Here is a 24,660-nt window from a genome sequence, read left to right on the forward strand (position 1 = left end):
TAATTAAGATGTAGAAAGGACAGGTGTATCAATGTTTTGGGTAAAACGTAAGAAGTTAATTACTGATGAACCAATTATGAAGTCAGACCTTGTGAAACCTTTAGAACATAAAATAGACTTCACAGAAGAAGTCCTTGATCGTGAAGAACATGATGAAGTTGCAGTGATTGCATCGGCAATTTTATCAACAAGTTATGATGATGCGAAAGTCCGTGTCAAATCGATTCGTCGCGTTGATCAAGATAAAGAAGCTGCAGCGATTATTGCGGCTGCCGTCTTGGCTCATGATAAGCCAGAATCAACGTTTCGCTTGGTACGTATAACAGAGGAAGGGAGCAGTAAAGATGCTTAGAAAATTTAGAGTTAAATTAAATGATAAAGAATATGTCGTGGAAATGGAAGAAATTGGAAATCCAGAAGGATTATCATTTTCTCAGCCAGCAGCACCTGTTCAAGCAGTAAGTGAAGCAGAACCAGCACCAACACCGCAACCTCAAGCAAGTGCACCAGTACATGTTGAAGGTGGTACAGAAATTGTGGCACCAATGCCGGGAAATATTTTATCCGTTGCTGTGAACGTAGGAGACACAGTCAATGAAAATGATGTCTTACTTGTTTTAGAAGCTATGAAGATGGAAAACAACATTGTTGCTCCTAAGGCAGGAACTGTTGCAGCTATCTACACAACAAAAGGAACAAGTGTTGATGTTGGTGAAGTAATGGTTGTCATTAACTAAATAGAAAGCAGGGAAGATTATGGAATTTTTACTACAGGGATTTATGCAGGTTACCATTCCTCAACTTATTATGATGGGAATCGGTTGTGTGCTTATTTATCTAGGAATTGTGAAAGAGTATGAACCAACACTTTTAGTTCCTATGGGGTTAGGAGCAATACTCGTTAACTTTCCAAACTCAGGATTGATTACTCAACCTGGAGGACCCGAAGGAGTCCTAAACATTCTCTTCAAAGCAGGGATTGAGACTGAACTGTTTCCCTTGCTGATATTCATTGGTATTGGAGCGATGATTGATTTTGGACCACTACTTCAAAATCCATCAATGTTACTCTACGGTGCAGCAGCTCAATTTGGAATTTTCTTTACAGTTATCGTAGCTGTACTTGCAGGATTTACTTTACCACAATCCGCATCCATTGGAATTATTGGTGCTGCCGATGGTCCAACCTCAATATTCGTTGCGAATAAATTAGCACCTGAATTGTTAGGGCCAATTACCGTTGCGGCATATTCATATATGGCATTAGTACCTATTATTCAACCAGGTGCTATTAAATTGGTTACTACTAAAAAAGAACGTGCAATTAAAATGGAATATAAAGCAAGTGGTGTATCGAAACGTACAAAGATTTTATTCCCAATTGTAATCACAATTGTTGCGGGATTTATCTCACCAGTTTCACTTCCACTCGTAGGATTCCTCATGTTTGGTAACTTACTCAGAGAATGTGGTGTTCTCGATCGTCTGAGTACCACAGCTCAAAATGAATTGGTTAACTTAGTATCTATTCTTCTTGGATTCACCATTGCAGTTAAAATGACTGCAGATCAATTCCTTAATGTGCAAACATTGATGATTATTGGTTTTGGTCTTGTAGCATTTATTATGGATACTATCGGTGGTGTCTTATTTGCAAAATTCTTGAATTTATTTAGAAAAGAAAAAATCAATCCAATGATTGGTGCAGCAGGAATCTCAGCATTCCCAATGTCAGCACGTGTTGTTCAAAAACTAGCAACTGAAGAAGATCCGCAAAACTTCGTTCTCAACTATGCAATTGGTGCAAACGTCTCCGGACAAATCGCATCCGTTATTGCTGGTGGAATGATCTTGATGTTCTTTGCATAGGGAAGGAGAATTACTATGAATGTTGATATGAAATTAGTATATGAAGCATTACAGATTATGGTTGAAGGAATGGCAGGTATCTTTGCTGTTCTTGGTATTATTTATTTAGCGAGTGTTGCTTTATTAAAAATATTTCCTGAAGAAAAATAGGAGGAACGTCTATGTCTGATATTCGTCGTATTCCTACCAAGAGACATCGAGATGAATATGATCGATGGGTAGCATTTTTAAATGCTGCATCCATCCGTCATGAAGATAATGTCGATGCCACATATGGTGTTTATGAAGACAATCGTTTGATTGCAACAGGTTCAATATATCGAAATATCTTAAAATGTATTGCGGTATGTAAAGATTACACTGGAGGTCCGGTTCTGAATCAACTCATCTCATTTTTAATGAGTGAGGTTATGGAACAGGGATATACCGCAGTTTATGTCTATACGAAACCTGAATCCGTAGTTTCATTTAAGTATCTCGGTTTCAAAGAAATCGCTACAGTTGAAGATCTTGTCTTTTTAGAAAAGGCAGTACATGGTTTTGATGAATACCTCAATAAGTTAAAAGAATTAGCACATGATAAACCAGATTCTTCTGCGATTGTTATGAATGCAAATCCTTTTACGAAAGGACATCAATACCTTGTTGAATATGCATCACAACATTCAGAACATGTTTATGTCTTTGTGTTATCAGAAGATATATCAGAGTTTCCAGCCGCTGTTCGATTCAACCTTGTGAAAGCAGGTACCGCACATCTGAAAAATGTTGAAGTCGTAGAGACGGGAAATTATATGGTATCAAGCCAAACATTTCCTTCCTACTTCCTCAAAGAAGAAGCAGATGTAACATACGTTCATGCATCCTTGGATGCAAGCATCTTCAGACAAGTTGCTCAGGCGATGCATATTACGAAACGCTTTGTTGGCGAAGAACCTTATTCACAAGCAACAGCCATTTACAATCAAGCCCTATCAAGTATTCTTAATTCGGAAATAGAGTTGGAAATTATACCACGTAAAGAATTTGATCATGAGGTAATCAGTGCTTCACGAGTACGGAAAGCCTTAAAGATCAATGACCTAGAAACCGTTAAGAAATTGGTTCCTGAAACAACACTAGAGTATTTAGTATCTGATGAAGGTCAACACCTTGTTCATGAATTACGAAATGGAGGAAAGTACCATGACAAAGTTTGAAATTAAAAATCCTGCTGTAGCAGGAACATTAGAATCATCTGATTTACAAATAATGATTGATAGTAATGAAGGAAAAGGAATTGAAATTGATTTACAAAGTAGCGTCGAGTTCCAATTTGGGAAACAAATTCGTAAAGTAGTTTTAGAAACACTTGCGAATATGGGTGTTACAGATGCTAAGGTATCAATTGTTGATAAAGGTGCCTTAGATTGTACAATCAAAGCACGTACTATTGCTGTTGTTCACCGCGCTGCGGGACAAGTAGAATCGATTAACTGGGAGGAAATTGAAACATGGAACGTTTAAGAAGAACGATGATGTTCATTCCAGCAAGTAATCCTGGAATGTTACGTGATGCTAACTTGTATGGAGCGGACTCCATTATGTTTGACCTTGAAGATTCAATCTCATTAAAAGAAAAAGATACATCACGATTTTTAGTTTATCAAGCAGTGAAAACATTAGATTTTGGGGATACAGAAACACTCGTAAGAATTAACGATTTAGAACAAGGTGGTCGCGATGATATCAATGCGATGGTTCGTGCTGGTATCGATGTAATTCGTCTTCCTAAAACTGAATCAGCAGATGATGTTCATGCTGTTGAAGCAGTTATTGAAGAAGTTGAAAAGAAATGTGGACGTGAAGTTGGATCCACAAAAATCTTTGCAGCCATCGAGGGACCTCAAGGTGTTCTTAATGCATTAAGTATTGCGACATCAAGCCCACGTGTTGTAGGGATAGCTCTAGGTGCTGAAGACTACGTTACTGCAATGAAAACACGTCGTTACCCAGAACGTAACAGTGATGAAATTTTCTTTGCACGCTCAATGATTGTTCATGCAGCTCGTGCAGCAGGTATTGCAGCTGTTGATACTGTTTTCTCAGATGTTAATGATTCCGAAACACTTCGTCGTGAAGCAGAGTTTATCCGTCAAATTGGATTTGATGGAAAATCTGTTATTAATCCACGTCAAATTCCGGTTGTAAACTCTGTATTTAGACCAACAGACAAAGAAATCCGCAATGCTTTAGACGTTATTGATGCTATCAATGAAGCTGAGGCAAAAGGATCAGGTGTTGTAGCTCTAAACGGTAAGATGATCGATAAACCAATTGTTGAACGTGCAGAACGTGTCTTAATGCTTGCGCGTGCAGCGGGAATTGATGTAGAAGGGAAAGGGGAATAATCATGAGTGTAAATAAATTAGGTCGTAAAATACCACAAGAATATGCAGATAAATACGGTTTGTTTGTCGATCAATTTGATCGTAAACCGACTTATCGTCGTAATAGTGCGAGTGTTACCGCAGTTTTACCAGGGGAAACAAAGCTCCGCGATTCAATTAAAGATGTTATTATCGAATCAGGACTTAAAGATGGCATGACAGTTTCATTCCACCACCATTTCCGTGAAGGTGACTATGTCTTAAATATGGTTATGGAAGAAATTGCGAAGTTAGGTATTAAAAATCTGACATTAGCATCAAGTTCAATTGCTAATGTTCATGAACCAATTATTGAACATATCAAAAATGGTGTCATTACTAATATTACATCAAGCGGTCTTCGTGATAAAGTTGGTGCGGCTATATCATCCGGAATTATGGAAAATCCAGTTGTTATCCGTTCTCACGGTGGTCGAGCTCGTGCGATTGAAATGGGAGATATTAAGATTGATGTCGCATTCTTAGGAGCATCCAGCTGTGATGAATATGGAAATGCTAACGGATCACATGGTAAATCAGCATGTGGATCACTTGGATATGCGCGAGTTGATGCTGAATTTGCTGACAAGGTTGTTATCATTACAGACAATTTAGTAGCTTATCCTAACACACCAATTAGTATTCCTCAAAACCATGTTGACTATGTTGTTGTTGTCGATGCAATCGGTGATCCAAATGGGATTGCTAAGGGTGCAACACGATTCACAACAGATCCTAAAGAATTGTTGATTGCTGAGTACGCAAGCAAGGTTATTGTTCAATCACCTTACTTTAAACCAGGATTCTCATTCCAAGCAGGATCGGGTGGATCAGCACTTGCTGTTGCTCGTTATCTTAAAGAAACAATGATTGAAAAAGACGTCAAGGCAGGATTTGCATTGGGTGGTCTTACCGCTCACTTATGTGAAATGCATGAAGAAGGTCTTATTGACACAATTATTGATACTCAATCCTTTGATAGAGGAGCAATTGAATCTATTAAAAATAATGACAAACACTATGAAATTAGTGCTTCAATGTATGCAAACCCAGGTAACAAGGGAGCATCAGTTAACTTATTAGATATTGTAGTTCTTTCAGCACTTGAAGTTGATACCAAATTTAATGTTAACGTTATGACAGGATCCGATGGTGTTATTCGTGGTGCGTCAGGTGGACACAGTGACACAGCCGCAGCGTCAAAATTAAGCATTATTCTATCACCAATTGTTCGAGGACGTATCCCAACAATCGTTGATGATGTTAATACCGTTATTACACCAGGTCAATCTATTGATGTTGTTGTTACTGAAATTGGTATTGCAATTAATCCACTTCGTACAGACCTCATTGAATGCTTCAAAGGTTCAGATATTCCTCAATTTACTATCGAAGAACTTAAAGAAAAAGCTTATTCAATCGTAGGAAATCCAGAACCTATTCAATATGGTGAGAAAGTTGTAGCTTTAATTGAATATCGAGATGGAAGTTTGATTGATGCAGTTTGTCAGGTAGAACGTGACTAATTACCATCTTCATCAAACCATCGATGATGCCTTTGTGAGTGGAACTGCTCCAACATTGGAAGCAGTTTTACGCCACAGAGAAAATAGAATTAATTTTCTTGATACTTTAATTAATAAATATTCGAATTTTGCTTTAATTTGTACGAAAGTTAATATGCCGGGTTCAATTAAAAATAATGAACTGGTTCAAACGCTCATGCAGTATGCAAGTGAAATGTTAATGAATACTTTAAGTGATAACAACCTGGAAGTTATTTATGAAAAATGGATTAACTTAGAAACAGGCTGTGAATTAATTCAAGTTGTTGATGGAATATCAGGAATTGAACTTAAAAATTTGATGATTGATCTTGAAGAATCGTGGGGATTAGGTCGTTTGTTTGATTTTGATGTCTATACTACAAAGGGAGCAATTTCGCGTGAAGATTTAAACGTTGGAGTGCGAAAGTGTCTTGTTTGTGATTTACCATCAAAAGTATGCGGACGGGATCGAACCCACTCAGTTGAAGCATTACATCACGAAATGAAAAAAATAATACTCAATGAAGGGAGAGTGACCTTTGATGACACAACAGGTTAAAATTACAGATACGATTCTAAGAGATGCCCATCAAAGTCAAATTGCTACGCGAATGACAACAGAACAAATGCTGCCAGTTCTTGAAACACTAGACCATGCAGGATTTGAAAGTCTCGAAGTTTGGGGTGGTGCGACTTTTGATTCGTGTCTCCGTTATCTTAATGAAGACCCATGGGAACGTCTTCGAACCATTCGAAAACATGTAAAGAATACTAAATTACAAATGCTTTTAAGAGGTCAAAATCTCTTGGGATACAAACATTATTCAGATGATGTGGTAGATGCATTTATTCAAAAATCGATAGAAAATGGGATTGATGTTATTCGATGCTTTGATGCATTGAATGATTTACGAAATCTTAAACAATCGGTTGATTCAATTAATAAATATGGTGGTCATGCACAAATGACTATTTGCTATACCATTAGTGATATTCATACAGATGAATACTATGTCGAATTGGTTAAAGAAATGGAAAAAATGGGAGCTCATTCTATTTGTGTTAAGGATATGGCGGGTATTTTAACACCGGCACGTGCCTCAACACTTATTAAAGCACTCAAGGAAGTTACAAAATTACCAATTCATGTGCATACTCATGCTACCAGTGGGATTGCTGAGATGACATACCTCAAGGCTGTCGAAGCAGGGGCGGATGTTATTGATACTGCTAACTCATCGTTTGCGGGAGGAACAAGTCAACCGTCAACGGAAGCAATGGTTATTGTGCTTAGAGAACTTGGATACCAAGTTGATGTAAGTCTTGAAGATTGCCAAGAAGTATCGGAATACTTCAAAGGCGTGAAAGAAAGCTTTATTGAAAGTGGCGTCTTTAATCCAAAAGTTCTTGAAACAGATCCTAATACGCTCATTTATCAAGTTCCTGGGGAATGATTTCAAATCTGTTATCACAACTGAAAGATGCGAAACAGCTTGATAAGTTCGAACAAGTACTTGCTGAAGTGCCTAAAGTTCGAGAAGAGATGGGATATCCACCTCTTGTAACGCCACTATCACAGATGGTTGGAACACAAGCTGTTATGAATGTTTTAAGTGGTGAACGTTATAAATTGATTCCAAATGAGATCAAAGACTATGTAAAAGGATATTATGGAAAATCACCCGGACCTATTTCAGAAGAAGTTCGTCAAAAAGTGATTGGAAATGACACGGATGTAATTACAGTCCGTCCAGCCGATCTTTTAAAACCATCTCTTGAACAATTTGAAATTGAATCAAAAGCATTCGCAACAAGCATGGAAGATGTATTATCCTATGCATTATTCCCTCAAATTGCGACGCCTTTCTTGAAGAAGAAAAAAGATCCGTTCTACGATATACCTGAACAAAATGTCACCATTATTATTTAATTGATAAACATAAGTAAAAAAAGGATTGTTTCCACAATTTGCGGATTCAATCCTTTTTATTATCTTTGCAAAGATATATTTATTATATGTGATACACCATCCTAAATGGGGATTCGTATCCAAAAGGTGGTACCGTGAGGATCACTGGACTTTACCCCATATTCAAATTTATGAAGGTCTAAAATATTCTTGACGATTGATAAACCAAGACCACTACCATATTGATCTCTTTGATGATCGTTGTTGCTTTGGTAATAGCGATGCCAAATTGATTCAAACTCAGATTCTGGAATCCCTTCACCATAATCAATCACTTCTAATTGTATAAAGTTTGCTTTCGACTTCGCTTTAATACATAAATTACTATCAGTGTGGATAAGAGCATTATTCATGAGGTTATAGAGGACTTGTTCAAATTTGGATTCATCAACACTGACGATAATTTCGTCTGGAATATTCAATTCAATGAGTCGATTCGGATAGGTTTGTTGGAGTCTGCTCGTAATTGAAGCAATTTGTTGTGAAAGATTAATTTTTTGGATATCGAGTTGCATCATCCCGGATTGAATTTTTGATAAATCGAGCATATCTTCGACGAGTTTACTGAGTTTGTGGGTTTCTTTAATAATAATCTGAAGGTTATTTTCGGTCATTTCATCGGGAAGATCTTTCATCATTTCGGCATAACCTCCAATCATTGTCAGAGGAGTCTTTAAATCATGACCAACATTAGCAAGCAGTTCATTTCGTAATTTTTCAATATTACTAAGTTCGATTCTCATTTTATTAAGGGTATCACTTAATTCTTCAATCTCGGTATAACCTTTTCCTTGGAACGGTTCAATATAATTCCCGTTAGCCAATACTTTAGCACCATCGTTAATTTCGATAATGGGTTTGGATATTTTTTTATAGAGATATTTTGTGAGAAGATAAGAAATGAAGATAAGAATAACACTTACGAGTACAAGTTGTACCTTTATGGTATTGATTGTAGCGTTCACAGGGACGACTTGCGTTTGGACTAGAACCATACTGCTATCATCCAGTTTGAGCGCGTAGGTGATGTCTGAGGCGCTTCGAGTAGCATTGGAATAGTCGAAACTAATTGACTTACCAGAACTTCCAAGTTGATTGAAAATATATTGGAGTTCAAAAGAAGAGAAAACTGGATTTTTAAGTGAAACTCCAAAAGAAGAATCATCAATAATATTTCCGTTAGCATCAGCAATCAATACATATGTTTCGCGATTAATCGTAACGGGATTTTTTCGTGAAGGATTATTGTACTGTTCTTTGACAGTATAAGCTAATTTTTCTACTTCTCTGGTCTTAATATTTCGATAGAAAGGTTCTAAAAGTACGACCTGAAATACCCATAAAATTATGAGTAGTGAAACACTGAAGAGAATCAGTGAATTTTGAATTTTCCATTTAATGCTCTTTGGGTTCAAAACGGTACCCCACACTTCTAACAGTTACAATCCATGAACTGTATTGTTTCAATTTTCTTCGTAGTCTTTTTATATGTGTATCAAGCGTTCGATCATCACCATCAAAGTCGTATCCCCAGACATGATTCAAAATCTGTTCACGTTGTAATACAATTCCTCTGTTTTCAACAAAGAGGAGTAATAATTCGTATTCTTTAGGGGTAAGTTCCACAGGTTCATCATTGATAGTAACAGTATGTGCTTGTTTATTAATACATAGTTGTTGCCATTTATATTGAGTAAGGGTACTTTCATTTAAGGATCTTTTCAAGACAGCTTGGATTCGATACATCAATTCTTTGGGTGAGAATGGTTTTGTGACATAATCATCAACACCCAAATCAAAACCTTGATACTTATCTTGGTTTTGTGTTTTTGCAGTTAACATAATAATAGGAGTATCAAATTCTTTTCGAATAGCCCGACAGGTTTCAAATCCATTAAGACCATCCATCATCACATCTAAAATAATTAAGTCATAAGTAAAAGAACGAACTTTATCAATGGCTTCTAAACCATTGGAAGCTTCATCAACAAAGTAGCCTTCGAACTCAGCATATTTTCTGATCAGATTTCTAATATCTGCTTCGTCATCAACAATTAGTATATTCTTCATGATATCACCTCCCTTATTTAATCATGGCAATGTGGCATTTGTGTGACATTAACATTATATAATTAATCTAGAAATACATAAATATAAAAAAATCTAATCTAGAGAACTAGATTAGATGTTATTTATAATATGGTGGAGCTTATCGGGATCGAACCGATGACCTCCTGCGTGCAAGGCAGGCGCTCTCCCAGCTGAGCTAAAACCCCATATTAATCATGTTAATTATATACTTAAAGTATATATGGTGGGCCTGAATGGATTCGAACCAGCGACCTCACCCTTATCAGGGGTGCGCTCTAACCAACTGAGCTACAGGCCCATAACATGACTGCTTTAATAATATATCACTATGCCTAAAAGAAGTCAACATGAAAAACGAGTAAAATGTAATTTTATAATAAATGCCCTATTGATGTATAATAAATGAAAGGAGTGATACGCATGATTCAACAAATTAATGTCCATGAATATGATCTCAACCGCCTTCTTGATATTTGGGAAGCATCAATTTTAGCAACGCATAATTTTATTAACAGAGACGCTATTGATGAAATGAAACCATCAGTAATTACAGCATTCGCAGCGATGGATACCGTTCTGATTTATGAAGACCATGAATCAGTTGCTGGCTTTATGGGAATTAAGGATCATAAGATAGAAATGTTATTCTTAGATCCAGTCTATCGTAAAAGTGGTATTGGTAAACAGTTAATCGAAGAGGCACTTCAAACCTATAAAATTAAGTATGTCGACGTCAATGAACAAAATCTACAAGCCGTAGGTTTTTATAAACATCTGGGATTTAAGGTTATCTCTCGATCAGAAACTGATGATGAAGGAAGGAATTATCCTATACTTCATATGGAACACGAATTGTAATGATATTGTAATGTTTATATTAACTTTTGTTAACAAAACTCCTATTCTTCCAATGTTATGATGGATTTGGTCGAATATGATGGAGATTTAAATGTCAATATTAGTTGTGATTAGGGAATACAATTTAAATATTAATGCAAGACATTAAAAGAAAATACTCAGAGTGGTGACGGATGTCGACCGCTCTTTTGTGTATTCAAAAGCTCCTTACTATATTTATGGATTCATTTGAAGAGAAAATCTATGGAGGGAATTATGATTTTTTTAACAAATACACCACAACTCGGTGATATACAGTTTAATGTAATCTTAGGTGGTTTTGGTTTATTCTTATTGGGGATTAAGTTTTTAGGGGATGGATTTAAAGATGCAGCGGGTCCGAAAATTCGGGACTATATTGAACGCTACACGGGTAATTTGCTTTCCGCAATTTTAGTGGGAACCGTAATTACTGCACTGATGCAATCAAGTACGGCAGCTACTGTTATTTCAATCAGTTTGGTTCGTGCTGGATTGATGCGTTTGGATCAAGCGATTGGTATCTCTGTAGGCGCTAACTTGGGGACTACGGTTACCGCATTAATGATTGGTCTCAATATTGAAGACATGGGTTACTATTTTGTATTTATAGGTGCTCTCATGTTGATGTTTTTACAACGTAAGAAGTATAAGAATTATGGTCAAATCATCTTTGGACTCGGAATTACTTTCGTAGGTCTTCAATTAATGAGTGATCAATTAATTATTCTTCAAGATTTACCACAATTTGAAGCATTCCTATTAAAAATGTCAGACAATCCTTGGCTTGCATTACTAGCAGGAACTGTGGCTACAGCGGTCATTAATTCATCGATGGCAGTTATTGCATTAGTCCAAAAGATATATGCAGGTGGGAACATGACCATGGTAGCGGCATCGGCTTTCGTCTTTGGATCTAACGTTGGAACGACATTGACTGCAGTCTTAGCTTCGGTGGGGGGTTCCGTGTCGACACGTCGTGCTGGGTGGTTCCATGCGCTCTACAACATCATTGGTGCACTGATTACGATGATTGTGATTCAACCTTATTCTGAGATGATACTGAAAATCCATGAAATTGTGGGCGGATCACCAGAAATGGCGGTCGGAATCAACCACTTCGTGTTCAATCTCATATGGGTAGTTGGAATTATTCCATTTATTCCTGCATGTATTCGTCTGTTAGAGATACTGATACCTGGTGAAGATCGCATTAAAGAACGTGAAAAAATTGAACCGCTTGATTATGGACTGGTTACAACCTTCCCAGAAGGAGCATTACAATTAGCTCAAAAACAAACTTCCCAAATGGCTGATCTTGTTATGGAGTCACTAAATACAACGCGTGATTACTTACATTCACGTGATGTTGAGGATTATGATGTGGTTATGCAACTTGAAGAAATGGTGAATGAGATGGATAGCAATCTCACACGATACTTACTCGCTATTGCGAAACAAAATAATGACCAAGGTATTAAGGCCGAGACCTATGTTGCAAACGTTGAAATAGTAAAAAATATTGAACGTATTGGAGACATCACAACAAATATTGCGGAATTCTACAGTCGCATTTTTGAAAATAGAGAATCATTCTCAGAAGAAGCATTACAAGATTTAGATCTCATGTATAAACACTTAATAAGCATGCTTGAGAGAAGTTTCGAAGTCTTTAAAGATGAAAATCTTGAAGGCTTAGAAACACTCTTGAAAGATGAAGAATATCTTGACGCAATTGATATTAAATATCGTGAAAAACATTTTAGAAGAATGTCAGACGATGTTTGTGATGGGAAAATTACATCAAGTCTCTTCGTAGATATTTTGTCATCCCTCGAACGAATGGGTGATCATGGTATCAATGTTGTGAAGTATGTTAAATCGAAAAAGGAAGCAGTCTAATAAGATTGCTTCCTTTTTACTTGAATTAAGATGAGGTTCTCGGTTAAAATGGGCATAATAAAGGAGAATGAAGATGACAAAGAAAATATATTTTGCAAGCCCATTATTTTCAAATATGGAATTTGAATACAATGCTCGAGTGGTAGCGAAGATTCGCGAACACTATCCAAGTTTGGATGTTTATCTACCTCAGGAACAAGGGGATATCAATGATAAAAATTCTTATGCTGATTCAACCATGATTGCGAAGGCGGACACGGATGCATTGTTGAGTTCAGATTTACTCATTGCAGTACTTGATGGTATCTCTATTGATGCAGGTGTTGCGTCGGAAATTGGTGTTGCTTATCAAGCAGGTTTACCAATTCTTGGATTGTACACCGATTCGCGTCAACAAGGATCTAATAACAAACAAAAATTAGAAGCAATTGGAAATCTTGGTGAATCGCAATTCTCATATGTTAATCTTTACACTGTTGGATTATGTAAACTTGCGGGTGAACTCGTAGATAACGAAGCAACCATGATTGAAAAAATAGGTGAAGTTCTCGAATTAAATTCATAATTTAATAAAGAGGTGAGAGAATATCTCGCTTTTTTTATTATAGATAAGAAAAACTATTTCATGTACAATGAGACTATAAGGATGTGATGTTATGAAAGAACACATATTAAAATTAATGCCAGGAGACGACTTCTTAGCGGCTCTTGATAACTATTGCAAGAAGTTTGATATCAGTGCTGCATACATAGGAACATGCGTCGGTAGTTTGTCGAAAGTGATGTTGCGTAAAGGATATGATAAGTCATTATTAAAGCTTGATGGTCCTTACGAAATTGTCTCATGTGTGGGTACGTTATCCAAAACAGGAATGCATATTCATGGATCTGTGAGTGATCGTGAGTTTCGCGTTTATGGTGGACACTTTATTGGTGGATGTACCATTCAATCCACATGTGAAGTTGTGATTATTGAACTTGAGAATCATGAACTAACCCGTTCTAAAGGAGAAATGTCGGGCTATAAAGAACTTGTTATTTCTTCAGTGCAAAAAAGTTGCAACGAAAATTAGTGAGGAAGTTGAAATGGATATTAAATTAGTACCAATTACTGATGATAATGTTTGGGACGTCTATAAAATGTCAGTAGCGAAGCATCAAGAGGATTTTGTAGCCCCCAATGATCAAAGCCTGATTGAAGCGTATGTCACGTTATTAAAAGGTGATAATGTCCATACATTTGCTATTAATCAAGGGGATACACCTGTGGGATTCGTGATGTTAGGATATGGAGCTCAAGAAGGCGACCCTGAAATAGCGAAGGATAATTACTTGATTTGGCGATTTATGATTGATCATGAATATCAAGGTAAAGGTTATGGCAAACAAGCGCTACATGAAATCATTAAGTTCATCAAAAGTTTCCCAAATGGGGAAGCAAAAGCATGCTGGCTTTCATATGAACCTGAAAACATATTTGCTAAGAAATTTTATGCTTCGTTTGGATTTAAAGAAACTGGAGAAATTTGCGATGATGAACTTGTCGCAGTTTTGTCCTTGAATTCTTAAAATAACCTTGATTTGTATTCCAATGTTTTGTACAATTGGAATGCGCCGACTTAGCTCAATTGGTAGAGCAACTGAATCGTAATCAGTAGGTTGGGGGTTCAAGTCCTCTAGTCGGCACCATCATAAAATTAAAACACCGAATTTATCGGTGTTTTTATATTTTATGATTGATGATGTAATATTAAGCAAGTAGTCTCGCTTTTACTTTGTCAAATTCTTCTTTGGTGATAACATCTTCATCGAGTAATTTCTTGTATTTAAGAAGTTCTTCGACAGTATCAACCTCTGGTTTCTGAGGTTGGTTTTGAGGCTGACTTTGATTGATAGTGTTCGCAATTTGATTTCCAAATGCTGCACTAGCACCTAAACCAGCAAGACCGCCTTCTTGATTTGATGCATCACGCATCGCTCTAACGGATTGATATTGTGTAAAGGTAGCCATATCTTTTGAAGCCAAGCCAATACCTGATTGTTCATCAATAAGTTTTTCAACTTCCTCGGGAAGCGAAATATTTTCAACGTTGACATTCACAAACTCTAAACCTAAGTTTTGACATTCAAGGTTAACTTTATCTCTTACTGATTGGCCAATAGCTTTATATTTTGCACCTAAATCCAAAGCTGGAATCTGAAGTTCTGCGATAGATTCAGCAAATGCTGAAGAAACCATGGAACCTAAATAGGTGATGATATCCCAAGTTAAGGTTAGTTTTTGGGATCCAAATATTTCTTTCATGAATTTTTCTACATCGTTGATTCTAAAACTGAACATTCCAAATGCTCTCAGTCTAAGAACACCGAAATCACTATCACGCATCATAATCGGATTTTTAGTGGACCACTTATTATTAACTAATTGGTTTGTACTAACAAAATAAAAGTCACTCTTAATGGGAGAGTTAAAATTATGAGGGAACGCCATAAGAGACGATAGTACTGGAAGGTTTCCCGTATCAAGTGTATGCGTTCCAGGAGGCAAGATATCTGCTAGCTTTCCACCTGTCACAAACACACCATATTGGCCTTCTCTTACAATAGCCTTAGCACCCTGTTTGATTTCATTACTTTCTCGATCTGTGAATTTTTTTACTAAAATTAAATCACTTTCATCCACATACTCAATAACATCAAAAAATTGATCTTTTATCCAAGCCATAATGCACCTCCTATTGTACTACTGGCAATCCATTACCATCTTTAAACGCACCAGCCAGGATTACGACACAGTCCACAAGAACACCGAATCCACAGAAACCTGCTGTAAAAAAATAAAGAATTCCAGTTCCAATTTTTCCAACATAAAATCTATGGAAACCGAAGACTCCTAAGAATAAGCATAACGCAAAAGTTGGCCATTTTCCTTTTGGAGATACATTCGAATTTCCGTGAGTATTTCCGTAATTTGAAGTGTTATAGTTTGTTTGATAAGAATTATTAACGATAGTAGCTGATTCATTGCTAATAGATTCTTTATAATTACAATATGTGCAAATACCATCTTCCATTGGTGCGCCACAATTTTGACATTTCGACATGATTCAATACCCCTTTTCATAAATATATACATTTAACGTTATTATACTATCTTTCCTTGTTAAAATGAATATAAAAGAGGATATAGAGCCTTATAGGCAAAATAGTCGATAAAATTGAGTGACTGAACTGCTATATTTAAAAATTATGGTGGATCAAAAAATGTGAAACTCTAAGAGATTTAAGGAAAACATTATAATGCTATGAAACCTCAAATCTTTTTGTTATAATACCTATGAAGTAAAAGGAGTGTATTTATACATGGAAGGTATCGAATTACTAAGTTTTCAAATGATTTCATTTAATGGTTCAGCACGTTCATGCTTTGTAGAAGCAATCGCTGCTGCAAAAGAAGGCGACTTTGATCGCGCAGAACAATTAATGGCTGAAGGGGAAGAACAATTCATCGAAGGACACCGTGTCCACGGTCAATTGATTCAACAAGAAGCACAAAATGGTAACACAGAAGTTAATCTTCTTTTAATCCATGCTGAAGATCAAATGATGAGCGCAGAAGTCTTAAAGATTATTGCTGCTGAACTTATTGATATTCACAAAAAAATTCAATAAGAATTTTATCGTTAGTCCCTGGGATCTATCTTGCGTAGAACCTGGGGATTTTTTTATATGTTATTGTATCTTTTACATTTTATAGGTTCATGGTACAATTTGCTCGAGGTGGAGCAGATGGGAACTAATAATATTGTAATTATTTTAATTCGTTGTATCGTTGTCGCAATCTATCTATTATGGTTGATTCGCTATAACAAAGCCAAACGTATGGATGAAACATTGGCATTTTCGTTTGATACCCGATCATGGATCGAAATTGCAGCTGTAATTATCGGTAATCTATGCCTGATGTTTATTCCAGTTACGCAAGCTAATGTTGGATTGATGTTAGTATTAGGATATGCAATGCTAGTTATCTCTTTCTTGCATTTAAGACGATTTGTTATCGTTGGTAAGAAAGTTGTATTCTTGTTGGAACATCCTTTCGATGTGAAATCATTGAGTAATCTAAAATATCAAAAAGGGGTCATGCATATATCAATTAAGGGTCAATCCTTTAAGGTTCGTTACCCAATTGGTAACAAAGAAAAAATAGAAGAAAGACTTTCTGGCAAGTATTTTCGTAAAAGTCGTTAAATAGCCGTTATTTGTTAACGGTTTCATATAGACTATATAAAGTTTTATTGTTATAATGAAGTTGTATTCAAGGAGGATTTTATACTATGAGAAAAATTGTACTACTTTGCTCAGCAGGGATGTCAACTAGTATTTTAGTTACAAAAATGCAAGAAGCAGCAGCAGCTCAAGGCTATGAAGTTGAAATTTCAGCTCACTCAGTAAGTGAAGCTGCACGTGTGGGAGCTAACGCAGATATCGTGTTATTAGGACCACAAGTTCGTTTTAACTTAAGCACAGTACAAAAACAATTACCTGAAAAACCAATTCAAGTTATCGATATGCGTGCATACGGAACAATGAACGGTGAAGCAGTTATTGCTGAAGTTAAGAAAACATTAGGCGACGCTTAATTAGTCAAACAAATGTTAAATAGAAATGTTAGTGAAAACTAGCATTTTTTATTTGCTTAAAATGAATTATAATGTCTACAGGAGGTAAGGTTATGAAAGCAGTTATTGTATATTGGACAGGATCAGGAAATACACAAATTATGGCAGACTCAATTCAAGAAGCAATTGAGGATATGGATTTAGAATGTGAATACTATCAGGTATCTGAAACGAGTGCCGAAGATGTAAAGGATGCTGATATTTTCTTCTTAGGATCACCAGCTATGAATGATGAGAATGTGGAAGAGTATGAGTTTAGACCATTTCAAGATGACTTAAACCCACATCTATCAGGAAAAAAGGTCGTTATGTTTGGATCATACGACTGGGGAGAAGCTGAATGGATGGAAAATTGGAAACAAGAAATGAATGATGTTGGGGCTCAAATTATGGATACATTTGTTGTTCAATGGGAACCTAATGATGATCAATTGAAAGAAATTTACGATAAAACACAAGAAATAATGAAATAATTTACATTGAATGAAATATATTTAAATATTTTCAGAAAAGATGTTGACATTTTTCATTGGGTGGGTATAATAGTATTATAGATAGCATAACTATCTAATAATACTTGTCCTCAGGAGTCATATAGTAATCTCTTTCCTCGTTATTTACTATTTAATCTATAGTGTTTCCTCCATTGATTTATAGATGATTATGTCTCCGAAACTAGCGCATGAAAACATGTGCTTTTTTTCTTTCATTAAATACGTAAATACGCTATACTTTTAGTAGTGAGGTGCGCTATGAAAGTTATGTATCCAGGATCCTTTGATCCTATTACAATCGGACATTTGGATTTGATAGAACGTTGTTCAGCAAAATTTGAAGAAGTGATTGTCGCAATTATGATTAACGGAAGTAAGAGTGGTACTTTCACACTAGAAGAACGTTTAGAAATGGTTCAAGAATCTATTCAACATATGCCAAATGTAAAAGTTGAGGTAGGGGAAGGACTAACGATTGAATTTGCTCAAAAACTGGAATGTGATGTTTTAGTCAGGGGAATTCGTGCGGTTATGGATTATGAATATGAATTACAACAAGCAACAGCCAATCGTATTCTATGCCCACATATAGAGACGTTATTCTTAGTTGCAAATCCGAAGTATTCATACATATCTTCATCAGTAGCAAAAGAAATTGCGAAATACGGCGGGGCAATGGATGGTTTCGTTACCAAAAATGTGGCGCGTCGTCTTGAAGAAAAGTATCGAAAATAATAAAATAAAAAGAGAATATCGCATGATATCTCTTTTTAATCAAGCCCCTGTAGTTAAATGGATATAACAAACCCCTCCTAAGGGTTAATTATCAGTTCAATTCTGGTCGGGGGCGCCATATATATTTATTCATAAATCCTTTAGATAAAGGATTTTTTATATTCTAGATAGTTGGTGAAATATTTGAATGTCACTGATCCGCGCCTGTAACTGTAATATATTGTGAGTACGAGGTTTGAAAATGTTATTTATATGTTTTCGAGAGTGTACTATAAATTGAATTTACTCCAGTCACTGACACTTGTTATAATGGGAAGCCAACACTCTAATTTGAAAGAGTCTTTTGTATAAGGACTTGCGTAACCATCAATTATTGCTACACCTTCACAATGAATACGTACCCAATCTTCTTTAATTTCCTTAATTACAGAAGTATAGCGTACTAGCGGTTCATGTTCAAAAATATAAAAAGTATCTTCACGTTCATATGCTGCTTCAATATTTTCCACTTCGAAACAATGTCCTATTAATTCGTCAATTTGTCTAAAAGACGTTTCAATTTGGTTAATGCAAAGATAGGGACTTATACTTATTTCTCCGGTGGTATTTTTTTCGAAAGAACAATCGAAAGAATATTCTAAATTGCCGTTTTCTCCGTAATGGACGAAAAAGGCAGTATTTCTCGTTTTTGTATTTAAAGCAAATGTCGTATTCATAAATTGTAGACTCATAATAGTCCCCCTTACTGATATTATCCTATCACCCTTAACATACGAATGAGTGAGAACTTAATGATATTTAATTAAGATTTTAAGTAATGCTCCATGCATCTTTTAATGCCAAGAGACCTTTAATAACTGTAGCTTCACTTGATTGCGAAAGCCCTAAAAAAACTGTCGAACAATGTCGCTTATTTTGATAGAAATCTGTAGTAGGATATACTTTTACATTTTTTAGTTTTGCTAGTGCAACGAGTTCATCTGATGTTTGAAGAGAATGTAGATCTAAAATTACAAATAGTCCCCCTTGATTGTCACGAACCGTCACTTGATTTCCAAAAATATCTTTACATTGTGAGACAAGGAAACGATAGCGTTTCTTATATTCTTTGTTCATGATACGGATATGTTTTTCGTAATCGTGATTGTCTATAAATTTTGTAAGGATTGCTTGTTGAAGGGTAGATACCATTGAGGTTTGGTTACCAAAATATAAATCATAGAGAGGAACCAGTTGTTTTGGTAGAATCAGATAACTCATTCTTAAAGAGGACGATAGTGGCTTTGAAAAGGTTCCTAAATAAATGACGTTATCATGGGTTGCAATCGACTGTAACGAGGGTACTGGATCACCAACATAGCGGAATTCGCTATCATAATCATCTTCAATAATGAAAGCATTACGTTTTTGTGCCCAGTCAAGGAGTTCTAAACGCATCGGCATTTGCATCAATCCTCCCGTTGGGAAATGGTGTGAGGGGGTAATGAGCAGTGCGTTAATTGGAACATCAGAATTACTTGGAAGATGAATGACGCCGTTTTCGTAGTCAAGGGGTAAAACGTTGCCATGTTTTTTTAGAATATTTCTTGAAACAGGGAATCCAGGGTCTTCCATTGCTACTGTAATGGAATCTGATTTACTTTTCAAAATATCGCAAATTATATTTAAACTAAAAGTATGCTCATTTGTAATTACGATTTGATCGACATCTGCGTCAATGCCGCGATGCCGCGAAAGATAATGATTTAAGGCAGTTCTTAGTTCTAAACTTCCTTTAGCATCAAGATGATCTTCTATTTGTCCTTCGAGAACTTCTAAACTGTACTTTTGCCACTTAGAAATAGGAAAGTTTACGAAGTTGGTGCTACCATAGCTAAAGTCTGCAATATACTGTGGTTTAGTTTCAATCATAGAATATTTTTCAGAAATTGATTTGTTTTTAAGTGTTGTGAAATCATCCCTAACTTGAAATCCAACATTTGAAACTGAATTAAGATAGCCTTCAATTTCTAATTGTTGATAGGCACGATCAACACTATTTCTACTCACAGAAAGATCTTGTGCGAGTGTTCGAGTTCCAGGTAAGAAATCCCCTTTTTTTAGGCTGCCGTCAATCATGCTTTGAACCAAATATTTATAGATTTGTTGGAAAATGGGTGTTTCGCTTTTTTTATCGATAAACATATTCACCTCTACTGGACCCATAAAATATTAAATTGGTGGTACTTACGAGGGTCCAGTTAAAGTGTATAATTGTTGTAGATACAGGTCAAGAGGAGAAACTATGAAAAAACAAATAGATTATTATAAGGAAGCACCAGATGCAATGAAAGCAATGTTTGCAATGGAAAAGTTCATTAATGATATCCCGTTGGATTCTAAGTTAAAGGAATTGGTTAAAATAAGAACATCACAAATTAATGGATGTGCCTATTGTGTCAATGCACACTCAAAAGATGCTCTTGAAATGGGAGAGACAATTCAAAGAATTATTAGCCTTGTTGTTTGGAGAGAGTGTACGTTTTATTCACGTCAAGAGCAAGCTGCATTAAACCTTGTTGAACATGTAGTGGAAGTTGCAGATAAGCGTATTCCAGATGAAGTTTATCAAGAAGTATCTCAATACTTTACAGATCAAGAGTATGTTTACTTAGTATTTTGTATCAATCAAATGAATGCATGGAATCGCATTGCTATAGCAATGGGAAAGCATGCTGATTTAATGGAACTATAAAAAAGAAGGTTTCCCTTCTATCTCTTAAGCATGGTTTAAAGACCGTGCTTTTTAATATTTTGTTTATGGTATAGCAAAGCTGATGATAAGCAGAACCTAATTTCATTAAGTGGTAATGGCTCAAGAGGGTTTAACAATATTGCACGGTTGTTTAAGAATTGAAGATCATTTGGGAAAAGTTCTCGGAAATTCTCAATGAGAGACGTTTGACAGTGAAAATAGATTGCTACTTGATCATTGAGGCGATCCATTCGAATGGGAGTTCCAGACTTGCTCTTGAGAGTAGAGTAAGTAGGTTGTCCCCATTTTAAACTTTCGGTAATTTCGCCAATATCTTTGTTTTCTGCTGCAATAGTGTAGATTAGTGCTCTAATTTGAACCAAGTAAGAATGGTAGGGCTCTTCATAGTTTGCTAATATATCGAAATTGTCTGTGTTCATAAAACCTCCAGTATACGTGAGTTTATTTCAGTCTAACATAATAAAACAACAGGTAGGTTTATAGTGCTCGGTACATCGAGAAGATAAAAAAAACCAACAAATTGTTGGTTGTGAATTTCTTCTTGGTGCACCAGATAAGATTTGAACTTACACGACTTGCGTCACACGCCCCTCAAGCGTGCGCGTCTACCGATTCCGCCACTGGTGCAACTGCTTTGATATTATAGCATTCATATTTTTTGATTTCAACCAGTATTCGTAAATATTATCGCATTTTAGAGCGAACTTTATGTTTCAACCAAGTGCATGTCGTTTATCAACATGATATAATAATTCCATGAAATGAGGAAATTATGAAAAAGAAGTTTGGACTTTTATCGGCATTAGTGATTGCGATAGATTTATATACAAAATATTGGATTGAACAAACATTGAATCTTGGCTCTTCAATAACAATAATTCCTGGTTTTTTTGATTTGCATTATCTTCGAAATACAGGTGCAGCTTGGAGTATGTTAGATGGGAAACGTTGGTTTTTCATTATCTTGGGTTGCATCGTTACTTTGGTATTGTTGTATTATTTCTTGAAAGAAGAAAAACCATGGTATTCGTTAGGTATTGCATTGATGCTTGCTGGAACAGTTGGGAACCTCTATGACCGTATGGTATTGGGGTATGTTCGTGACATGCTTGCATTTAATTTGTTCGGATATCATTTTCCAGTATTTAATGTTGCAGACTCGGCACTTTGCATTGGAGTATTGATATTGGTAGTACAAATGTTTATTGATGAAAAGAGGTCTGTATAATGGAAGAAATTATAGTAAATGAGGAATTCGCAGGGATTCGTGTGGATCAGTTTTTAGCACTTGCCCTTCAGGATTACTCCCGATCAACCATACAATCATGGATTGATCAAAAGAAAATTATTGTGAATGATGAAATTGTGAAACGTAACTATCGGGTAAAAACGGGTGATGTCATTCGTTATGAAATATTAACCGAAGATATTGAACTTGTAGCAGTACCCATGGATTTAGATATTGTCTATGAAGATGATGCCATTATTGTAGTGAATAAACCAAAAGGTTTAATTGTTCACCCATCAGCATCAAGTCTTAATCAGGCAACACTTGTGCATGGTTTATTAGCACATACGAAGCAGTTAAGTGATATTAATGGTGAATTCCGTCCAGGGATTGTACACCGTATTGATAAAGATACTTCAGGGTTATTGGTTGTAGCGAAAACTAATGAAGCTCATGAGATTTTAGTACAAGATTTAAAAGATCGAAAAATTTCTCGTGAATACTTAGCGTTAGTTCACCATCCTTTTGAACATCAGTCGGCTACCGTTGATGCACCAATTGGTCGCGATCCTAAAAATCGTCAGAGAATGTGTGTTACTGATCAAAACAGTAAACATGCAGTGACTCATCTTTATCTTGTAGAAAACTTTAGAGAGTATAGCATTTTGAGATGCAAACTTGATACAGGGAGAACACATCAAATTCGTGTTCACTGTCAATATATCAAACATCCTATCGTTGGTGATCAAACATATAGTTATAAAAACACACCCGATACGAATGGACAATGTCTCCATGCTTATAAACTATCACTTGAGCACCCAATTACACGTGAGAAGTTAACTTTCGAATGTGAACTTCCTCAAGAAATGAAAGATGTGATCGAAGAAATTAGGAGGTTGGATTAGTGTATAAACAGACCCAGTATGATTCATGGCTTATCGAGTTATCCAATTACTTTATCAAAGAGTATGGATATCAAATGATAACAATGTCAAAAGATAATACTGAAATCTGGATGGTAAATCCTTTAAATAAGGTGAATCCAATTGTTATGCTTTCCTCATTGCCTATTTCTCGTTTTAACGCTGAGGCTATAGGAAAACATCGAGAGTCATTAGCAATCGTGTTTAAAACAATGGCTGAAGGCATAAACATCAGTGTTTATCCTGAAAAAGATTATATTACCGAAAAAAATGTCGTGGTTGGTCCACTCTATAAGTCTAATTCCTTGGCGTTAAGTCAATTCAAAAACATTGAAACAGTACTTAAAGAGAGTAATAATCCAGATCGCGCATTATCCAAAGCAGTCATTAACTTAAAACGTACTGTCCAACAAAGTCAAAAGAAATCCTTTGTTAAAGCGTTTCCTGTTACGAATGCAATTTCTACAATTTGTATTGTCATCTTTTCAATCGCAGTGTATCTCAGAATGTCGGGTATTGATTCAACAACTACAGCCGTGATGCTGGGGGCATTCTACAAACGTTTCATTCTTGATGCACATGAGTATTGGAGATTTATTACTGCAGGATTCCTTCATGTCGATTTTGTTCATATTATGATGAATCTCTTCGCGCTTCGAAATCTTGGAAGTATGTTGGAACCTGTATATGGGCATAAGAAATTCCTTGCAATCTTACTTGCGGGAATTATCGGTGGAAATGCGTTTGTCTATATTGTTGATTCAGGAGTAGTTGGTTTAGGACTATCAGGAGGACTCTTTGCATTACTTGGTGCCTTGCTTGTATACCTAATTGAAACTCAAGCTATTAAGAATCCGAAGGTTTTAAGACAAGTTGTTTCGATCTTAATGATTAATTTATTTATTAGTTTAATGCCGGGTGTAAGTATGGCAGCACATATTGGTGGATTCCAAGCGGGGGTATTCCTTGGCTTCGTCTTCTCCAAACGTAGCAGTTGGTCAACACTGCGCAAACAAGTAGCAGTACTGGGAAGTATTTTTGCTATTGCGATTATTTATATTATGACTCAAAAACCTTATACAACAGTCGATCTTGCACTGGATAACCGTGTCATTGATGCTTGGTCACAGATTGGTTTAAAGAGTTATGCAGATCGTTTATTACGATTACTATTTTAG

General features: G+C 35.9%; 32 protein-coding genes and 5 tRNA genes. 27 read left to right on the forward strand and 10 right to left on the reverse strand.

Translation table 11 applies throughout. The features are described 5' to 3' along the window. Nucleotides 1-31 precede the first annotated feature (31 nt). From H9L01_RS06265 to H9L01_RS10685, 11 genes are read left to right on the forward strand one after another with little or no spacing between them, the layout of a single operon-like run. Nucleotides 32-352 (forward strand): hypothetical protein, encoded by a 321-nt coding sequence (locus H9L01_RS06265; RefSeq protein ID WP_187533120.1) that lies wholly within the window; start codon nt 32-34, stop codon nt 350-352. Beyond that, entirely contained in the window at nt 345-737 is a 393-nt protein-coding gene (locus H9L01_RS06270; RefSeq protein WP_187533121.1) for a biotin/lipoyl-containing protein, read from the forward strand. The genes H9L01_RS06265 and H9L01_RS06270 overlap by 8 nt, the downstream gene beginning before the upstream one ends. Nucleotides 738-756: 19 nt before the next feature. Then, entirely contained in the window at nt 757-1,869 is a 1,113-nt protein-coding gene (locus H9L01_RS06275) for a sodium ion-translocating decarboxylase subunit beta (protein ID WP_187533122.1), read from the forward strand. Nucleotides 1,870-1,884: 15 nt separating this feature from the next. Further along, complete coding sequence (locus H9L01_RS10880) at nt 1,885-2,019, forward strand: OadG-related small transporter subunit (protein WP_281381168.1); 135 nt, start codon at nt 1,885-1,887, stop codon at nt 2,017-2,019. Between the two features lie 11 nt (nt 2,020-2,030). After that, nucleotides 2,031-3,068, forward strand: a complete 1,038-nt coding sequence (gene citC / locus H9L01_RS06280) for a [citrate (pro-3S)-lyase] ligase (protein ID WP_187533123.1) — start codon at nt 2,031-2,033, stop codon at nt 3,066-3,068. Then, nucleotides 3,055-3,375 carry a citrate lyase acyl carrier protein gene (citD, locus tag H9L01_RS06285; protein ID WP_187533124.1) on the forward strand — a complete coding sequence of 107 codons (321 nt, stop codon included), beginning with the start codon at nt 3,055-3,057 and terminating at the stop codon, nt 3,373-3,375. The genes citC and citD overlap by 14 nt, the downstream gene beginning before the upstream one ends. Next, nucleotides 3,363-4,259 carry an aldolase/citrate lyase family protein gene (locus H9L01_RS06290; protein WP_187533125.1) on the forward strand — a complete coding sequence of 299 codons (897 nt, stop codon included), beginning with the start codon at nt 3,363-3,365 and terminating at the stop codon, nt 4,257-4,259. Before citD ends, H9L01_RS06290 begins: the two co-directional genes overlap by 13 nt. Nucleotides 4,260-4,261: 2 nt before the next feature. Then, a complete protein-coding gene (gene citF, locus H9L01_RS06295; RefSeq protein WP_187533126.1) occupies nt 4,262-5,803 on the forward strand; it encodes a citrate lyase subunit alpha in 1,542 nt (513 codons plus the stop codon). Beyond that, nucleotides 5,796-6,383 (forward strand): citrate lyase holo-[acyl-carrier protein] synthase, encoded by a 588-nt coding sequence (gene citX, locus H9L01_RS06300; RefSeq protein ID WP_187533127.1) that lies wholly within the window; start codon nt 5,796-5,798, stop codon nt 6,381-6,383. The genes citF and citX overlap by 8 nt, the downstream gene beginning before the upstream one ends. After that, on the forward strand, nt 6,367-7,278 hold the full coding sequence (locus H9L01_RS06305; RefSeq protein ID WP_223151004.1) for a pyruvate carboxylase subunit B: 912 nt from the start codon (nt 6,367-6,369) through the stop codon (nt 7,276-7,278). Before citX ends, H9L01_RS06305 begins: the two co-directional genes overlap by 17 nt. Then, nucleotides 7,275-7,754 (forward strand): hypothetical protein, encoded by a 480-nt coding sequence (locus H9L01_RS10685; protein ID WP_223151005.1) that lies wholly within the window; start codon nt 7,275-7,277, stop codon nt 7,752-7,754. Before H9L01_RS06305 ends, H9L01_RS10685 begins: the two co-directional genes overlap by 4 nt. Before the next feature lie 101 nt (nt 7,755-7,855). Here H9L01_RS10685 and H9L01_RS06310 read toward each other — a convergent pair whose 3' ends face one another. From H9L01_RS06310 to H9L01_RS06325, 4 genes are all read right to left on the reverse strand, one after another. Beyond that, nucleotides 7,856-9,208 carry a sensor histidine kinase gene (locus H9L01_RS06310; RefSeq protein ID WP_187533128.1) on the reverse strand — a complete coding sequence of 451 codons (1,353 nt, stop codon included), beginning with the start codon at nt 9,206-9,208 and terminating at the stop codon, nt 7,856-7,858. Next, the gene (locus H9L01_RS06315) at nt 9,189-9,863 is read right to left on the reverse strand and encodes a response regulator transcription factor (RefSeq protein WP_187533129.1); all 675 of its coding nucleotides are present in this window, start codon (nt 9,861-9,863) and stop codon (nt 9,189-9,191) included. Before H9L01_RS06315 ends, H9L01_RS06310 begins: the two co-directional genes overlap by 20 nt. A gap of 130 nt (nt 9,864-9,993) precedes the next feature. Further along, nucleotides 9,994-10,069 (reverse strand) — tRNA-Ala (locus tag H9L01_RS06320). Between the two features lie 36 nt (nt 10,070-10,105). After that, nucleotides 10,106-10,182, reverse strand: a tRNA-Ile gene (locus tag H9L01_RS06325). A gap of 122 nt (nt 10,183-10,304) precedes the next feature. On the opposite strand from H9L01_RS06325, the gene H9L01_RS06330 reads away from it, so the two are divergent. The 6 genes from H9L01_RS06330 to H9L01_RS06355 all read left to right on the forward strand — a co-directional run bounded on the left by H9L01_RS06330 (nt 10,305) and on the right by H9L01_RS06355 (nt 14,351). Then, nucleotides 10,305-10,742, forward strand: coding sequence for an acetyltransferase (locus H9L01_RS06330; protein WP_187533130.1), 438 nt, complete (start codon nt 10,305-10,307; stop codon nt 10,740-10,742). A 255-nt stretch (nt 10,743-10,997) separates the two neighbouring features. Further along, nucleotides 10,998-12,662 (forward strand): Na/Pi cotransporter family protein, encoded by a 1,665-nt coding sequence (locus H9L01_RS06335; protein WP_246448937.1) that lies wholly within the window; start codon nt 10,998-11,000, stop codon nt 12,660-12,662. A 73-nt stretch (nt 12,663-12,735) separates the two neighbouring features. Continuing rightward, nucleotides 12,736-13,227 carry a nucleoside 2-deoxyribosyltransferase gene (locus H9L01_RS06340; RefSeq protein ID WP_187533132.1) on the forward strand — a complete coding sequence of 164 codons (492 nt, stop codon included), beginning with the start codon at nt 12,736-12,738 and terminating at the stop codon, nt 13,225-13,227. A gap of 91 nt (nt 13,228-13,318) precedes the next feature. Next, nucleotides 13,319-13,735: a PPC domain-containing DNA-binding protein gene (locus H9L01_RS06345; protein ID WP_187533133.1), complete on the forward strand. Its 417-nt coding sequence runs from the start codon at nt 13,319-13,321 to the stop codon at nt 13,733-13,735. 13 nt (nt 13,736-13,748) lie between these two features. Beyond that, nucleotides 13,749-14,231, forward strand: a complete 483-nt coding sequence (locus H9L01_RS06350) for a GNAT family N-acetyltransferase (protein WP_187533134.1) — start codon at nt 13,749-13,751, stop codon at nt 14,229-14,231. Nucleotides 14,232-14,275: 44 nt separating this feature from the next. Next, nucleotides 14,276-14,351, forward strand: a tRNA-Thr gene (locus H9L01_RS06355). A gap of 61 nt (nt 14,352-14,412) precedes the next feature. On the opposite strand, the gene H9L01_RS06360 is transcribed toward H9L01_RS06355, so the two are convergent. Together H9L01_RS06360 and H9L01_RS06365 are read right to left on the reverse strand one after the other, a co-directional pair. Then, the gene (locus H9L01_RS06360) at nt 14,413-15,387 is read right to left on the reverse strand and encodes an SPFH domain-containing protein (RefSeq protein WP_187533135.1); all 975 of its coding nucleotides are present in this window, start codon (nt 15,385-15,387) and stop codon (nt 14,413-14,415) included. 10 nt (nt 15,388-15,397) lie between these two features. Then, entirely contained in the window at nt 15,398-15,766 is a 369-nt protein-coding gene (locus tag H9L01_RS06365; protein WP_223151006.1) for a TM2 domain-containing protein, read from the reverse strand. A 259-nt stretch (nt 15,767-16,025) separates the two neighbouring features. Between H9L01_RS06365 and H9L01_RS06370 the strand changes: the two genes are divergently transcribed. The 6 genes from H9L01_RS06370 to H9L01_RS06395 all read left to right on the forward strand — a co-directional run bounded on the left by H9L01_RS06370 (nt 16,026) and on the right by H9L01_RS06395 (nt 18,691). Then, nucleotides 16,026-16,334 (forward strand): PTS lactose/cellobiose transporter subunit IIA, encoded by a 309-nt coding sequence (locus H9L01_RS06370; protein WP_187533136.1) that lies wholly within the window; start codon nt 16,026-16,028, stop codon nt 16,332-16,334. 117 nt (nt 16,335-16,451) lie between these two features. Beyond that, nucleotides 16,452-16,913, forward strand: a complete 462-nt coding sequence (locus tag H9L01_RS06375; protein ID WP_187533137.1) for a hypothetical protein — start codon at nt 16,452-16,454, stop codon at nt 16,911-16,913. An 86-nt stretch (nt 16,914-16,999) separates the two neighbouring features. Beyond that, a complete protein-coding gene (locus tag H9L01_RS06380; RefSeq protein WP_187533138.1) occupies nt 17,000-17,305 on the forward strand; it encodes a PTS sugar transporter subunit IIB in 306 nt (101 codons plus the stop codon). A 92-nt stretch (nt 17,306-17,397) separates the two neighbouring features. Beyond that, on the forward strand, nt 17,398-17,817 hold the full coding sequence (locus tag H9L01_RS06385; protein WP_187533139.1) for a flavodoxin: 420 nt from the start codon (nt 17,398-17,400) through the stop codon (nt 17,815-17,817). Nucleotides 17,818-18,096: 279 nt separating this feature from the next. Then, entirely contained in the window at nt 18,097-18,573 is a 477-nt protein-coding gene (gene coaD, locus H9L01_RS06390) for a pantetheine-phosphate adenylyltransferase (protein ID WP_187533140.1), read from the forward strand. Between the two features lie 43 nt (nt 18,574-18,616). Beyond that, nucleotides 18,617-18,691 (forward strand) — tRNA-Arg (locus H9L01_RS06395). Nucleotides 18,692-18,842: 151 nt separating this feature from the next. Here the strand turns inward: H9L01_RS06395 and H9L01_RS06400 are convergent. Both H9L01_RS06400 and pdxR read right to left on the reverse strand, forming a co-directional pair. Further along, entirely contained in the window at nt 18,843-19,304 is a 462-nt protein-coding gene (locus tag H9L01_RS06400) for a trafficking protein particle complex subunit (protein ID WP_187533141.1), read from the reverse strand. A 79-nt stretch (nt 19,305-19,383) separates the two neighbouring features. Continuing rightward, nucleotides 19,384-20,757 (reverse strand): MocR-like pyridoxine biosynthesis transcription factor PdxR, encoded by a 1,374-nt coding sequence (gene pdxR, locus H9L01_RS06405; protein ID WP_187533142.1) that lies wholly within the window; start codon nt 20,755-20,757, stop codon nt 19,384-19,386. A 100-nt stretch (nt 20,758-20,857) separates the two neighbouring features. On the opposite strand from pdxR, the gene H9L01_RS06410 reads away from it, so the two are divergent. Beyond that, nucleotides 20,858-21,307: a carboxymuconolactone decarboxylase family protein gene (locus H9L01_RS06410; protein ID WP_187533143.1), complete on the forward strand. Its 450-nt coding sequence runs from the start codon at nt 20,858-20,860 to the stop codon at nt 21,305-21,307. A 35-nt stretch (nt 21,308-21,342) separates the two neighbouring features. Here the strand turns inward: H9L01_RS06410 and H9L01_RS06415 are convergent, their stop codons facing one another. Continuing rightward, a complete protein-coding gene (locus tag H9L01_RS06415; protein WP_187533144.1) occupies nt 21,343-21,747 on the reverse strand; it encodes a DUF1801 domain-containing protein in 405 nt (134 codons plus the stop codon). 123 nt (nt 21,748-21,870) lie between these two features. After that, a tRNA-Leu gene (locus H9L01_RS06420) sits at nt 21,871-21,955 on the reverse strand. Between the two features lie 145 nt (nt 21,956-22,100). Here H9L01_RS06420 and lspA point away from each other — a divergent pair. The 3 genes from lspA to H9L01_RS06435 are packed head-to-tail and all read left to right on the forward strand — an operon-like array spanning nt 22,101 to nt 24,660. After that, on the forward strand, nt 22,101-22,556 hold the full coding sequence (gene lspA, locus H9L01_RS06425) for a signal peptidase II (RefSeq protein WP_187533145.1): 456 nt from the start codon (nt 22,101-22,103) through the stop codon (nt 22,554-22,556). Continuing rightward, on the forward strand, nt 22,556-23,464 hold the full coding sequence (locus tag H9L01_RS06430; RefSeq protein WP_187533146.1) for an RluA family pseudouridine synthase: 909 nt from the start codon (nt 22,556-22,558) through the stop codon (nt 23,462-23,464). Before lspA ends, H9L01_RS06430 begins: the two co-directional genes overlap by 1 nt. Next, a complete protein-coding gene (locus tag H9L01_RS06435; protein WP_187533147.1) occupies nt 23,464-24,660 on the forward strand; it encodes a rhomboid family intramembrane serine protease in 1,197 nt (398 codons plus the stop codon). The genes H9L01_RS06430 and H9L01_RS06435 overlap by 1 nt, the downstream gene beginning before the upstream one ends.

Source organism: Erysipelothrix inopinata (assembly GCF_014396165.1).
GTDB classification, from domain to species: Bacteria; Bacillota_I; Bacilli_A; order Erysipelotrichales; family Erysipelotrichaceae; genus Erysipelothrix; species Erysipelothrix inopinata.